Origin of the sequence: Blautia sp. XA-2221 (genome assembly GCF_028767025.1) — a bacterium.
GTDB lineage: Bacteria > Bacillota > Clostridia > Lachnospirales > Lachnospiraceae > Blautia_A.
The window spans coordinates 77,492-91,580 of the sequence record NZ_JAJQXX010000008.1 but is presented as its reverse complement, the minus strand read 5'-3'; the positions used below and the strand labels follow the sequence as shown (position 1 = coordinate 91,580).

At 42.6% G+C, this 14,089-nt stretch carries 11 protein-coding genes; 2 read left to right on the top strand and 9 right to left on the bottom strand.

Annotation, left to right across the window (positions count from 1 at the left end; translation table 11 throughout):
- Window positions 1-11: 11 nt before the first annotated feature.
- From LU279_RS08460 to LU279_RS08440, 5 genes are all read right to left on the bottom strand, one after another.
- Window positions 12-1,523, bottom strand: coding sequence for a sugar ABC transporter ATP-binding protein (locus LU279_RS08460; protein WP_274422133.1), 1,512 nt, complete (start codon window positions 1,521-1,523; stop codon window positions 12-14).
- 20 nt (window positions 1,524-1,543) lie between these two features.
- A complete protein-coding gene (locus tag LU279_RS08455) occupies window positions 1,544-2,521 on the bottom strand; it encodes an ABC transporter permease (RefSeq protein WP_274422132.1) in 978 nt (325 codons plus the stop codon).
- Between the two features lie 160 nt (window positions 2,522-2,681).
- Complete coding sequence (locus LU279_RS08450; protein WP_274422131.1) at window positions 2,682-3,695, bottom strand: substrate-binding domain-containing protein; 1,014 nt, start codon at window positions 3,693-3,695, stop codon at window positions 2,682-2,684.
- Window positions 3,692-5,485 (bottom strand): cache domain-containing sensor histidine kinase, encoded by a 1,794-nt coding sequence (locus LU279_RS08445; protein ID WP_274422130.1) that lies wholly within the window; start codon window positions 5,483-5,485, stop codon window positions 3,692-3,694. The genes LU279_RS08450 and LU279_RS08445 overlap by 4 nt, the downstream gene beginning before the upstream one ends.
- Complete coding sequence (locus LU279_RS08440) at window positions 5,482-7,101, bottom strand: response regulator transcription factor (protein ID WP_274422129.1); 1,620 nt, start codon at window positions 7,099-7,101, stop codon at window positions 5,482-5,484. Before LU279_RS08440 ends, LU279_RS08445 begins: the two co-directional genes overlap by 4 nt.
- 328 nt (window positions 7,102-7,429) lie before the next feature.
- Here LU279_RS08440 and LU279_RS08435 point away from each other — a divergent pair, with 328 nt between their 5' ends.
- Window positions 7,430-7,873 (top strand): RbsD/FucU family protein, encoded by a 444-nt coding sequence (locus tag LU279_RS08435; RefSeq protein WP_274422128.1) that lies wholly within the window; start codon window positions 7,430-7,432, stop codon window positions 7,871-7,873.
- Window positions 7,874-8,062: 189 nt separating this feature from the next.
- On the opposite strand, the gene LU279_RS08430 is transcribed toward LU279_RS08435, so the two are convergent.
- Window positions 8,063-9,289 carry a hypothetical protein gene (locus LU279_RS08430; protein WP_274422127.1) on the bottom strand — a complete coding sequence of 409 codons (1,227 nt, stop codon included), beginning with the start codon at window positions 9,287-9,289 and terminating at the stop codon, window positions 8,063-8,065.
- Window positions 9,290-9,618: 329 nt separating this feature from the next.
- Complete coding sequence (locus tag LU279_RS08425) at window positions 9,619-11,415, bottom strand: L-fucose isomerase (RefSeq protein ID WP_274422126.1); 1,797 nt, start codon at window positions 11,413-11,415, stop codon at window positions 9,619-9,621.
- Between the two features lie 328 nt (window positions 11,416-11,743).
- Here LU279_RS08425 and LU279_RS08420 point away from each other — a divergent pair, with 328 nt between their 5' ends.
- On the top strand, window positions 11,744-12,592 hold the full coding sequence (locus LU279_RS08420; RefSeq protein ID WP_274422125.1) for an AraC family transcriptional regulator: 849 nt from the start codon (window positions 11,744-11,746) through the stop codon (window positions 12,590-12,592).
- Between the two features lie 55 nt (window positions 12,593-12,647).
- Here LU279_RS08420 and LU279_RS08415 read toward each other — a convergent pair whose 3' ends face one another.
- Together LU279_RS08415 and LU279_RS08410 are read right to left on the bottom strand one after the other, a co-directional pair.
- Window positions 12,648-13,691: a cob(I)yrinic acid a,c-diamide adenosyltransferase gene (locus LU279_RS08415; RefSeq protein WP_274422124.1), complete on the bottom strand. Its 1,044-nt coding sequence runs from the start codon at window positions 13,689-13,691 to the stop codon at window positions 12,648-12,650.
- The gene (locus LU279_RS08410) at window positions 13,688-14,047 is read right to left on the bottom strand and encodes a glycerol dehydratase reactivase beta/small subunit family protein (RefSeq protein WP_274422123.1); all 360 of its coding nucleotides are present in this window, start codon (window positions 14,045-14,047) and stop codon (window positions 13,688-13,690) included. The genes LU279_RS08415 and LU279_RS08410 overlap by 4 nt, the downstream gene beginning before the upstream one ends.
- Between the last annotated feature and the right edge of the window lie 42 nt (window positions 14,048-14,089).

The following is a 14,089-nucleotide window of genomic DNA, read 5'->3' as shown; positions in this document are numbered from 1 at the left end:
GACTGTCCTCCTTAATCAATACTACGTGTAGCCTTATCCATGATGTTTTCCTGGGTAGCTTCAGAAATATCAATATCTCCTGTCACTTTACCCTCACACATGATAATGATACGGTCACTCATTCGGAGAACTTCTGTCATTTCAGAAGAAATCATGATGATTGATTTACCTTCTGCTGCCAGTCTGTTCATCAGTTTATAAATTTCATTCTTGGCACCAACGTCGATACCTCTTGTCGGCTCGTCGAAGATCAGGATTTCACTGTCTCTTGTAAGCCATTTTGCAATAACCACTTTCTGCTGGTTACCACCGGAAAGGTTTACAACAAGCTGATCTGCAGTAGGAGTCTTGGTTGCAAGCTCTTTGATGTATTTCTCAGTTACTTCTTTTTCTTTCGCTGAGTCGATCAGGAAGCCTTTTGTAAACTGCTCCATTGTTGCCAGAGTTGTATTCTCGATACAGGACTTCTGAACAACGCATCCATATCTTCTTCTGTCCTCTGACAGATAACCGATACCATATTTAACAGCATCCTGCGGACTGTTGATCTGTACTTCACGCAGCTGACCGCTCTTGTCCATAATGGAAATTTTACCGCTCTGTTTCGGATCTGCACCAAACAGCGCTCTTGCTGTCTCAGTACGACCTGCACCCATCAGTCCGGAGAAACCAAGGATTTCACCTTTATGAAGCTCGAAGCTTACGTCCTGAACCATCTTACCTGCGTTCAGATGTTCTACTTTAAGAACAACCGGTGCATCCGGTGCAACCATGCTGTGCTGCTTCGGATCTTCGTAGATAACACGTCCAACCATCATGTTGATAATGTCTTCTTTTGTACTGTCCTTGGTGATAAGTGTTCCAACATAACCACCGTCACGCATAACAGTAACACGGTCTGTAATAACCTTGATCTCATCCATACGGTGAGAAATATAGACAATACCCAGACCTTTTTCACGAAGGTCACGAATGATAACGAACAGATCGGCAATCTCTTTTTCAGTCAGAGCTGCTGAAGGCTCATCAAAGATGATAACTTCTGCCTTGTGGGAAATTGCTTTTGCGATCTCACACATCTGCTGTTTACCAACTGTCAGATTATGCATTTTTTCTTTTGGATCGATATCAATGTTCAGATCCTGGAACAGTTTCCTGGAATCCTCGATCATTTTTTTGTCATCAATGCGGAAACCTTTTTTCGGCTCACGACCGATAAAAATGTTCTGAGCAACTGTCAGGTCACCTACCATGTTCAGCTCCTGATGCACGATAACCACACCGGCGTCCTGAGCTTCTCTTGTGTTATGAAATTCTGTTTCCTTGCCTTTATAGACAATGGATCCTGAATCTTTCTGATAAATACCGGTAAGAACTTTCATAAGTGTGGACTTTCCGGCACCGTTTTCTCCCATAAGCGCATGTACTTCGCCGCGTTTCACTTCAAAATTAACGTGATCCAGAGCATGAACTCCAGGAAAGGACTTATCAATGTCCTTCATAGTTAAAATAACTTCACCCATTGTTACATCCTCCCTTCCGATCAGTTCTTTCTGCGTCTTGCAGAAACGTCAGCGTAAACTGCAACGATTACAATGATACCAGTGATGATCATCTGCTGTCCTTTACCAAGACCAAATGCCATGATTCCCTGCTGAAGAAGAGAAATGATGAACACACCGATTACAGTACCGCCGATGGAAGCAAGTCCACCAACCATGGATGTACCACCCATTACGCAACCAGCAATAGCCTCGTTGTTGTACTGATCACCATATCCTGGCTGAACAGTTGTATATGTAGCTACAAAGAACAGTGCGGCAATACCTACCAGAGTTCCACAGATCATATAAGAAAGCATACGCCATTTTCTGGTGTTTACACCGGAAAGACGAACCGCCTCACTGTTGGAACCAAGACAGAGAATATAACGTCCCGGTTTTGTACGATAAAGGATAATTCCGCAGATCAATGCTACTGCAAGGAAGATCACAATACCTACAGGAAAATCTTTATAAGAAACAATGTTTCTGAACCATCCGTTTTCCGGATCGCTGCCCATAGGCCAGCTTACAGACTGTGTTTTTGTAAATACAGACGCAAGACCTTTTGCAATGTTCATAGATGCCATAGATACGATAAACGGCGGTACAGACATGTAAGATACAAGCCATCCGTTAAAAGTACCAAAGCAAAGACCGATCAGCACACATAATACCATAGCAGCTGCACATGGAACACCATAGCTTGTCATGCAGTAGCCAGAAACCAGCGCACAGCAGAACATAACCGGTCCGATGGAGAAATCAATTCCTCCTGTAGCGATTACAAAGGTAACGCCCAGTGACAAAAAGCCCAGGAAATAAACATAGTTCAATGTAGACTTGATACTGTCTCCTACCGGAAACTTATCTCCAAGAACCACTTTGAATACTACGAACATGAGAATCAGGATCCCAACAAGCAGAATCCTGTTCAGGCCGAGCTTTTTTACGATTGGATTTTGTTTCAACTTTTCCAATTTCTTCACCCTCCTACTGTTTTTTCACACTCTCTGTGTTTTCTTAATCTATAATAACGTGAAAACCTGATAATTGTAATAGAATATCTTACAAAAAAAGGTAAAATATTTACGGTATAGTAAATATTTTACCTTTTTTCCTGACTGATATCCCCAAATTTCACTGTGGATTGCCGTCTGTTTTTGTTGTTTTTAGTGTGTTAAACGGAAAAAGAAGTTTTTCGATTTCGCTGGTGTACATATTTTCCGGTGTCACCAACTCACAGCCGGAGTTGATCTCCGCCTCATAGGTTTCTCCTTTAAGCAGACGAACTGTTTCCTGGACTCCCAGATATCCCATTTTAAAAGCTTTCTGTACAACAATCCCCTGAAAAATACCATGTTCCATCAACTGAACGGCTTCCTGAGAACTGTCCACGCCTACCACCTGAATCTTCTTTTCTGCTCCGGCGGCTTTCACCGCTCTGGCCGCCCCCACTGAAGAATACTCGTTCATTCCGGCGATCATTTTCAGTCCCGGATACTTTTTCATGAGTTCCATGGTAAGTTCATAGGATTTATCATATCTGGAATCACAGTACACCACATCTACAATGTTTTTTTCAAGGTTTCCAAGGCCCTCCCGAAAGCCTTTTTCCCTTTCCACAGCAGTGGAAACACCCTTTACATGAGCAACGATTGCGATCTGATCCTCCGGTTCCAGCAGTGAAGCCGCAAATTCCCCAAGTTTTTTTCCTGCCTCCACATTGTCTGTGGCAACTGTAATCTCCTGAATGCTTTCCTCTGTATAAGAATCAATAAAAGCAATCCGTATCCCCTGATCTCTTGCTTCCCGAAGAAGACTGTCGGATTCTGTAAAGCTGGACGGAGAAATAAGAATCGCATCTGGATTTTTAAGGATTGCCTGCTTCAGAAGTCGATTCTGTCCTTCCACGTCATTTTCTTCCTCCGGAGCCATAACTTCAATATCTACATTCGCTTCCTGTGCGGACATACGAACTCCCTGAATGAGAGATGTCCAGAAATCATTTCTGCTGTCCACTACTTTTGGAATATAAATCATAGAAAGACGATTCTGGTCTTCTGTTCCGTTTTTATGATAATTTACTGCTACCGCAGCAAATACCAGGCTGAGAAGCAATGCCACTGCAATCCATTTTCCATATTTTTTCATGACAGCCCCTCCTGTTGTCCCGGTATTGTAATTGTGGCAGTAGTTCCTTCACCTACCTTACTTTCATAGACAATTCCATACTCGTTTCCATAATAAAGCTGAAGCCTTTTCTGGACATTGTAGATCCCGACACCGTTAGAATGATAATCCACTTTATGTCTTTCGTAAATATGATCCAGGGTTTCCTGATCCATGCCCACACCATCGTCAATTACCTGCAGTACCACATTTCCATTTTTCATAAATCCTTTTACCTGGAGAAAGCCCCTGCTCTCTTTATATTTCAGGCCATGGTAAATGGCGTTTTCAATAACCGGCTGTAAAACAAGTTTTATCAGACGTATATTTAATATAGAAGGTTCTACTTCAATCTGAAATTCCAGTTTGTCCTTATAACGCATTTTCTGGATTGTCAGATAGCCTCTGGCATATTCAATTTCCTGCCCTATGGATACCAGTTCATCCTCATTACTGATACTCTGTCTTAAAAGGCGGGCAAGCGAAGCAGTCATCAATACAACCTCTTCGTTTTTTTTGCCTTCTGCCATCCAGATAATGGAATCCAGAGTATTATACAGAAAATGAGGATTAATCTGTGACTGAAGAGCCTTCAGCTCGCTTTTTCTCTTTGCCTCCTGTTCCCGGATATTCTGCACCATAAGCTCATGGATTCTCTGAGTCATAACGTTAAAAGATTTTGTGAGGCTGCCGATTTCGTTTTCGGAATCCACCACAATATCAGAAACACTGAAATCTCCCTCCTGGACCCGTTCCATGGAATCACATAGCCGCTGAATAGGAAGCGTGATGCTTTTTGCCACAAAACGTGAAAAAAATAAAGCTACTGCCATCAGCCCCATTGCCACCAGAACATAAATACTCTGAGCTTCATTACTTCTTCGCAAAAGCTCTTCCACCCTTACACAGTCTACTACCGTCCAGCCTGTTTTTTCTGATCTGGAAATGGAGTACATTTTTTTGTTGATCCCCTCACCCCAGGTCACAATATCAGAGTCAGAGTTCATAACAAGATCAATATTCTCTGTCTGAAGTTCATTGTAAAGCTGCTGCTGCTGCGGATGATACACAATATTTCCGGCTGCATCCACGATAAAAGCATAGCCCTGATTTCCTACCATATTCTGGTCGCACAGCTCACTGATAGCACTGTAGTTCAGATCAATAAAAAATACGCCTTCTTTTTCCTGTCCTGCCCCTTTTTCCATATTGCGGATTCCCCGGCTCAGAGTGATTACCCAGGGACGTTCTCCGCTGATCACATGCTGAACATGAGATGATGTAAGATAAACGCTTTCTCTGCCTTCCAGCGCATTGGTATACCATTCCTGAGAATGGATATCCAGATCCGGATTTGCAAGACGCTGTCCGTCATTGATCAGCATTCTTCCGTTTTCTGCAATAATTCCCAGATTCAGAATATCACTGCGGCTGTCCAGAATTGTCTCAAACTGACTGAGAATGCGATCTCTTGCCTCAGGATCCGCAGTGTCCCCAAAAAGATACTTCTGTACGTCCTCATTACTGGAAACCAAATAGGAAGTATTTTCCATATAATCAATATAAGAATCAATATTCTGATTCATCTGCTGGATAATGGTCTGCGTATACAAAGATGAATTTTCAAACACAGACTGCCTGGTATAGCTTAAAGAGATTACAGTCATAATAATCACTGCACCCAGAAGCAGTACAGACAGCACTGCAAAAATAACGCTCTGAATACTTTTAAATTTTTTTATCATCAGGTCGCCCGGTTGGATTTTTTTCATTTTCTCCGCTCCCTGGCATATTCTGTAGGTGTGACTCCTGTCATCTTTTTAAAAGAAATGCCAAAATAGTGAGGATCAGAAAATCCAACTTTTTCTGCAATCTCATAATTTTTCATAGTAGTGTTTTCCAGAAGTTCCTTAGCCTTTTCCATTCGTGTCCTGATCAGAACCTCTGTAAAAGTTTCCCCTGTCATCTCTTTAAATATTGTACTGAAATAACTGGTGCTGATATTCAAATAAGAGCAGATATCGTTCAGACTAAGGTCCGGATCCATATAATTTTTCTGGATATAGTTCAGAGCCAGTCTTGCCTGTCTCTGTCCGGTAGAACTATTCATATCAGAAAGCAGCTTGAAGATTTTCATAATATAATCTTCCACGATCCGGCAGGCATTGTCAAAAGACTTCTGTTCCGTAATGCTGTGGAGAAGCTCGTCCCTTCCGCTGAGAATTCTCTTCATATCCACAGATACATCCTCGCATACCCGGTCGATGGTTCTGACAATCTGCTGCAGATACATACAGGCACGGCTTTTTTCTACCAGCGCCTGGCAGATAGAATCTTTTATCTCCCGGAACGTACTTTCCACCTGTTCTTTTTTTCCTGTTTTTAATGCCTCGGACAGTTCATCCAGAAGCCGGTCAAGAGGCACGATCTTTACGGAACGCTGCTCTGCCATATCGATCAGAAGATCTCCACCCAGAAGATACCGGTACTGCATCACCTGAGCAGCCATATCATGGGACAAGATCAGTTCTCCCGGACTCTTTACCCAGTCTCCGATTCCCATTGATACGTCTATCCCCATTACCTCTTTCATCTTATCCTTGATCTCCCTGCAAATTTCTTTTGTCTTTGCAGTAAAATCACGGCTCCATTTTTCCTGAAACAGAATGCACACCCTGTTTCCGCCTTCCTGATAAACAATGCCGGCCTGTTCTCTCTTTACAATCTCATCACTGATATTATAAAGTACAAACGCCATCAAAGCGCTTTCCTGGCGTTTTTCCATATCCAGCTGATACATATCGGAATAAATATCAATGTCAAACATAGCGACTCTGTATCTGACTGCCGACGGATCAATTCCCATATTTCTAAGCCGCTCCAGGCTTTCTTCCACATTGGTGGTACAGTTTACCAGCGCTTCTATTGCTTTTGACCGTATGACCTGGGCATTTCTGCGGTAACTCTCAGAAGCCTTGGTAAGCTTTTCCATTTTTTGCTTCTCCTGTCGCTTCTGATCCACCTTTTCTTTCATTTTATTGATCACACCGGTCAGCTCCATAGCCGTCACTGGTTTTAAAAGATATTCGCTGACATTATACTGGATTGCCTTTTTAGCATATTCAAACTCCCCAAATCCACTGAATATCACAATCACAATATCAGGATAATTGTCGTGAAGAAAATGGCTCAGTTCCATTCCATCCATATAAGGCATCAGAATATCTGTCAGCACAATATCTACCGGATGCTCCTTTACAAATTCTGCTGCCTGCTGACCATTTTCACAGTCGCCTACCAACTGGCATCCGATTCCTTCCCAGTCTATATTTTCCTTTATGGCATCCCTTACAAGGATCTCATCATCTACAAGTAATATGCGATACATAAACTGCAAAACTCTCCCGTTCTGAACATATAGAATAATCTCTTATGAAGTATCTTACCACAAACCAGGGGAATATGGAATATGGCAATCATTTGTTTTTATATCCGGTTGCCGTTTCTGCTTTACCTGTGTAGTGATTCCATTCATGCTCACAGAAAAATAATGTGTTGTTTTCCGCGATCCTCTCATCTCTGTTTTTTTAATAGAAATGTTTCTGTCAACTGGAAAATATTCATCTTTTACAGGAAAATATTCTATTGTCAACAACTGAAGATACAGGTAAATTTTATATTAGAAAATTTTATTCTAAATAAATGGAGGTATTGTTATGTTAAAAGGAATTCCTGAAATCTTATCACCAGAATTATTAAAAGTATTATGCGAAATGGGACACAGTGACCGTCTTGTTATTGCTGACGGAAACTTTCCTGTAGAATCCATGGGAAAAAATGCAATTACTATCCGTTGTGACGGACATGGCGTACCGGAAATCCTGGAAGCTATCCTGAAAGTTTTCCCACTTGATACTTATACAGAGCATCCTGTAAATCTTATGGAAGTTATGCCGGGAGACACTGTAGAAACTCCAATCTGGGATACATATAAAGAGATCATCCGTAAATATGATGACAGAGGAGATGCTGTTGTAGGAAATATCGAGCGTTTTGCTTTTTATGATGAAGCAAAAACTGCTTACTGCATTATTTCCACAAGCGAAAAAGCCCTGTATGCAAATGTTATGCTTCAGAAAGGCGTTGTGATTAACGACTGATTCTGCAACTTTTATACAAAGGGCAGCAACGCATAGGCGATTCCATAGAAACCGGAATTTCCCGTAAAATAAAAATCAAATTTTTCAGATTATGCAAAAAGTACAGGTTCCTTTTTGATATCATTCCTCTTTTCCTTACGTCTGATCAGAGGGAAACATATCACTTTAAGGTTCCTGTACTTTTATTTTTTATCTCTTTTTAAAATGATAAATCAGAACACCCACGGTTGCCCCTACTGTTATGGCTGCAATCCATAGAAACGGAGCCGGGATCCCGGAAGATGTTTTTACAGTCTGCCCGGATGTTTCCTGTAGCTTTTCTCCTGTACGATTTTCTGTATTTTTGTCAGAAGTTTCTTCTTTCTTTTTGATGTTTCCTTTTTCTTTATCGCTTTCTATATTACTCTGTCCGGTTTTTTCTGTGGATTCCGCTTTTTTAGAAGCCGCAGATGAGCGCTCTGCATTCGCCTTCTCAGATACAGCGTTGACTTTCCCGGAAAAATTTTCTGCTACAGCTTTCGGTGTGGAGGTCACCGTGGAATTTCCCGCTGCATCCGGAACCGCAGAAGGAGTCAGCGTAGTTTCCGTTTTTTCCTCTGCTTTGGATGTTGCAGATGATGTTTCTTCCTGTTTTCCGGCTTCTTCTGAATTTGCTGGCAATGCTGTTTCCGGTTCTTCCTCTTCTTCTTTGGATACTGCAGGATCTGGCGTATCAGAAGTTTTCGCATTTTCTGCTGATAAAGTATGGTCTGTCCTGCCAGTAATCCGGCTATTTTCTGTACTGTCTGACTGCTGAAGCTCCTGTTGATCCGGATTTTTTACTTTATCCAGATTGACCCAGCCCTGTTTTCCATCTACTGTAGTCATCCCCCAATAACTTCCGTCGTTCATGTGAGCATCCTGAGTAATATGTAATGTTTCGCCGCTTTTTATATCACCAACTCCCGGTACTGTTCCATATTTTTCTCCCGGTCCCTGATACAGCGCCATATCTCCATTTTCAACAACCATAATATCATAATCAGCCTGATCGTTTACATTATCTCTGCCTGCCAGATACAGTTCTGAATCAATAGCCTCCTGCCGGGATGCAGCCGGACGGCAGTCATCCAAAGGCACAAATCCGTTCATTCCATGGTACTGCACATATCCCCAAATACGGCTGTGTGCTTTATCCTCTACTTCTCCCTCAATATGCAGCGCTGTACTATTGGGAATCATTTCCTTAGCCAGCTTCGCAGATTCAAGATCAGGGTTGGCATAAATATCAATCCCCCCTGCTTTGGATTCCACGATCATATAATAGTCGGTTTTATAATCCGGTTCTGTCTTTTTATTCTGAACATCTGCCGAAACCGTCACTGAAATAATCATACACAATATGGCTGCCAACCAGATTCCCGCTGTTTTTTTCATCTTTCTTTTCCCCTTGCTCTGTGCGTTTCCCCGAATCCCATTCCTTTGTATGATTTCCTTATTAACTTACGGATTCTGCTGTTACTGTAAAACAATCATAGCACAGTTTTAATGGTTTGATAATCCCTTTTCGTTCTCCTTTTTCCGATAAATAACGACAAAGGTTACGTTCCATTTTGTTTAAAAAAATCACCGGAGCGCGCCTGTACCGGGCATAATTCTTCGGTTTCTTCCCAGAAGCAGGTACGCATCCAGTCAGCCATATATAAAAAAATCCCCCGGATTTCTCCGGAGGATTTTCGTCTGGCATTTAACTGCCGATATAAGTCTTATTTGTAAAGAGGTCCGTAGTTCTTGCAAGCACGGAAGTCTGCTCCCTCTTTGTCCATTCCAAATGCATTCCATGCAGCCGGACGGAAGATCTTCTCTTCCGGAACGTTGTGCATGCAAACCGGAATTCTCAGCATAGAAGCCATTGTGATAAGGTCTGCGCCGATATGTCCGTAGGAAATTGCACCGTGGTTAGCGCCCCAGTTGTTCATTACATTGTAAGCATCCTTGAATGCGCCGTCTTTGCCATCGCATCTTGGCGCAAACCATGTACAAGGCCATGTGTAGTCTGTACGTTTCCAGAGAGTATCAGAAACTTCTTCCGGAAGAGCTACAGTCCAGCCCTCTGCAATCTGAAGAACCGGTCCAAGTCCTTTTACAAGGTTCAGACGGATCATAGTTGCAGGCATCTGATCTTTTGTTTCAAATCTGGAGGAGAATCCGCCTCCACGGAAATATCCGTTGTCTGCTGCGTTCCAGGTAGTAGCATCCATGATTGCTTTCTGGTCTGCTTCTGTTACATCCCACCATTCTTTCATAACAGCATTGCCGTTTTCATCTTTCGCACCGCCGTTAGCGTCAAGGCAGCATGCACCGGAGTTGATCAGGTGGATGATACCGCCGTTCTCTTTTGCAACACCTTCCAGATCATGTCCAGTTACTCTCTTCACTGCATCCGGGCTCCAGTATGTACGAACATCTGCGAACATCTGTGCACGGTTTGTAAGAAGTTTCATGAACAGCATTCCAAGTCCGTTGAGAACATCGTTCTCTGTAGCAAGGATGTATGGCTCTCTTGCGCCATTCCAGTCAAAGGAAGTATTAAGAACTGCCTCTGCAAAGTCACCGTTCGGATAGAAGTCTGTCCACTGTCTCTGTCCCTGGAAACCTGCTGCGATAGCATTGTGTCCGATTGCTTCCTCGGAGAATTCCGGAGCAAGATTGTCACAGCCGTTCATAAGCTCTTTAATGATAACTGCCATCTTAACAACAAATTCGAACTGCTCTTCTTTCTTCTCTTCGGACATCTGAAGTTCTTCCGGGTTCTTATCGAATCCGATCTTGCAAGTTTCTTTTGCCCATGCAAGAGCTCTCTCGAACTCATCATGATCATAGATACCCTCTGTCATACGACGGATGATTTCTACCTCGTCAACAGATTCTACACGCATTCCAAGGTAGGACTCAATAAAGTCGGAATCAACGATAGATCCGCCGATACCCATACAGATAGAACCGATCTGCAGCCAGGATTTTCCTCTCATGGAAGCTGCTGCAACTGCTGCACGACCGAATCTTAAGATTTTTTCTTTTACGTCTTCCGGAATTGTTGTGTCGTCAGCATCCTGAACCTCATGTCCGTAGATACCAAATGCCGGAAGTCCTTTCTGTGCATGTGTAGCCAGAACGGAAGCAAGGTAAACTGCACCAGGTCTTTCTGTTGCGTTAAAGCCCCATACAGCCTTGATTGTCTGAGGATCCATATCCATAGTCTCAGAACCATAGCACCAGCAAGGTGTAACAGTCAGAGTGATATCAACACCCTCTCTTCTGAATTTATCAGCACAAGCTGCTGTTTCGCCAACACGACCGATTGTTGTATCTGCAATAACAACTTTAACCGGCTCTCCGTTGGAATATTTTAAATTCTCTTCCAGTAATTTTGCTGCAGACTTAGCCATGTTCATTGTCTGCTCTTCCAGAGATCCTCTTACATCAAGCGCACCTCTACGACCATCGATTGTAGGTCTGATTCCGATTACAGGATAGCTTCCGATTAATCTACTCTTAGCCATAATGTTTATTACCTCCATTTTGCGTTCGTTTACTCAGGACAAAATCTGCTTCCTTCCATTTACAGCAACGTACCAAATCTTATTGCCGATTCTATTCTGCAGCAAAATTCAGTTTTATCTCTCTGGATTTCTGTATGTTGATATCAACTCATCCCAAAGAATCGTGCTGTATGGACAGAAGCCATAATTGCCCCTGGTATTTATATGCTTATTATACAATTGCAATACTGTAATTACTTGTGTTATAATGGCAAAAAATAGTATAATATTCACTTTTTTAGATTCATGTATAAAATTTTTATAAACTGTCGGAAGGAGGTTCGCTGTCTTGCATGATCTTGACCGAAATGAAAGCAGAAAAAGAGGGACCTACGAGTTTCCTTTTGAATTTCACCATATTGATTCTTCCCATCCCCGCTATATCATGTCCTATCACTGGCATGTAGAATATGAAATCATGCGTATCCTTAAAGGAAGTCTCACTGTCACTTTAGACGAAAAAAGTTTTACGGCCACAGCCGGAGATATCATTTTTGTACACAGTGGAATCCTTCACAGCGGAATGCCTGAGGATTGTGTCTATCAGTGCATTGTTTTTGACGGAAATGCTTTTTTAAAGCACAACTCTGTCTGCGCCGGATACATGCAGAAAATCATTCATCAGGAAATTATGATTTTTCATCACTTTACAGACTCCGCAAAAGATATCTGTACTACTGTAAACAGTATTTTTGATGCTCTATGGCAAAAACAGGACGGGTATGAACTGACTGTAATTGGACAATTTTACCACTTTTTCGGTATTGTTTTTGGTAAACATTACTATCTGGAAAATGTGCGAAAAGCACGAAAAGACTACAAAAGAATCCTCCAGCTGAAACAGGTACTGGAATTTATCGAGCATAACTATGCTTCTCCTCTGACTCTCCAGGAGCTTTCTGATTCTGTGTCCATGTCACCGAAGTATTTCTGCAGATTTTTTTCTGAAATGACTCACCAGACACCTATGGACTATCTGAACAGACAGAGAATTGAACAGGCCTGCTATGAGCTTTCAACAACTGACGACTCTATTACGGAAATTGCTTACAGAAACGGTTTCAACGATCTCAGTTATTTTATCCGTACATTCAAAAAATATAAAGGGATCACACCGGGAAAATATAAAAGGACTTAATCTTCTCTGACCGAAAAAAAGGAGCGCCAATGCGCTCCTTTTCTATGTTTCTTTTTTACAGGATCTCGTTGAGAACTGAAAGTCCGTACTCTGCCAGACTGTGGTCCTCCTCTCCTGTGCCTCCGCTGATGCCAAGGCCTCCAATGATCGTATCTCCTACCTTCAGCGGTACACCGCCTCCAAAAATCACAATCTTGCCGTTGTCCATCTTATCTACGCCATAGAAAGTTCCTCCTGGCTGAGCAAGAACACTGAGTTCTTTTGTGGACATCTTGACTGCCACGGAAGTATATGCTTTCTTGGTTGCCACATCAAAGCTCACCAGAAAAGCGCCGTCCATCACATGAACTGCAATTGGATTTCCATCCGGGCCACAGACTGCAATCACTGCTTTTTTGCCCCGGCGTTCTGCTTCCTTTTCGATCTTTTCTATAAGACGCTTGGCGCTGTCCAGTGTGATTCTGCCCTGGATTCCCATTCTTTTTAATACTTCCTGAATCACAGCTTCGCTTGTCCGGGTTCCCTGATCTTCTGCCATGAGCTTCTCCTTTTCCGCACCGGATACCTGTATATCTCCGGAGTTTTCCGCTTTTTCCGCCTGGGTAGCGTCAGTATATCTGGCAAGCACATACAGATAATCTGCCAGACGGTTCATATATTTTTTTGTTCCGTTATCTGCTCCGAACTTTACACTGACTGCTGCCAGCGCACGTTCTGCCCTTCTTGCCACTGTCCGGGCTATATCCAGCTCAGCGGACAGTCTGTTGGTTCCGGGAAGGACAAATTCCTTAGGTCTCTGAAACAGACCTTCCAGGCGGTCGATCTCCTGTTCCAGAATCTCTACCGGAGTATCTTCTATTTTATAATCTCTGTTATAAGGATCTGCCACTCCTGCCATAACTGTGATCAGCCTGCGCTGGATTTTTTCCAGCATGGCAACTGTGTCCTTATCCTCCATCATTGTCTTTACCAGTCCCAGATGGCTTGTCAGCTCATCAATCGTTCCCACAAGCTGAATACGGTCGTCTGACTTGGATACATTTTTTGTGCGGACAAGATCTGTTGTTCCTTTATCACCGCTTTTTGTATAAATGTTCATAACGACATCTCCCTGTTTTCCCCGTAAACCGGCTTAAACGGCATTTTTTTTACCGCTCTTGCGCTGTTTGCCCCAAGATTTCTGCATTGCCAGAAACGAGGATTGTTCAACTCAAATACATTTTTTCCTCTGGGAAGTTTTGCCATCTGCATGGCAATTCTTTGTTCTTCAATGCCAATTCCTGAGCCCAGCATAGAATCCTTTGCCGCTTCAAATGCAAGCTCATCCATACCGGTGTCTCTGGAATGAATCTCATATAGAACGCCTTCCTCTTCGATTCCCGCACAGATTTCCCTTAAAAAATCTTCATCCGGATCTCTGGTATATATAATTACAGTTGGTTTTTTGACGATCATGCTTCCTCCTGAAACTCTGCCGTCTCTCTGACCGGACTTTGT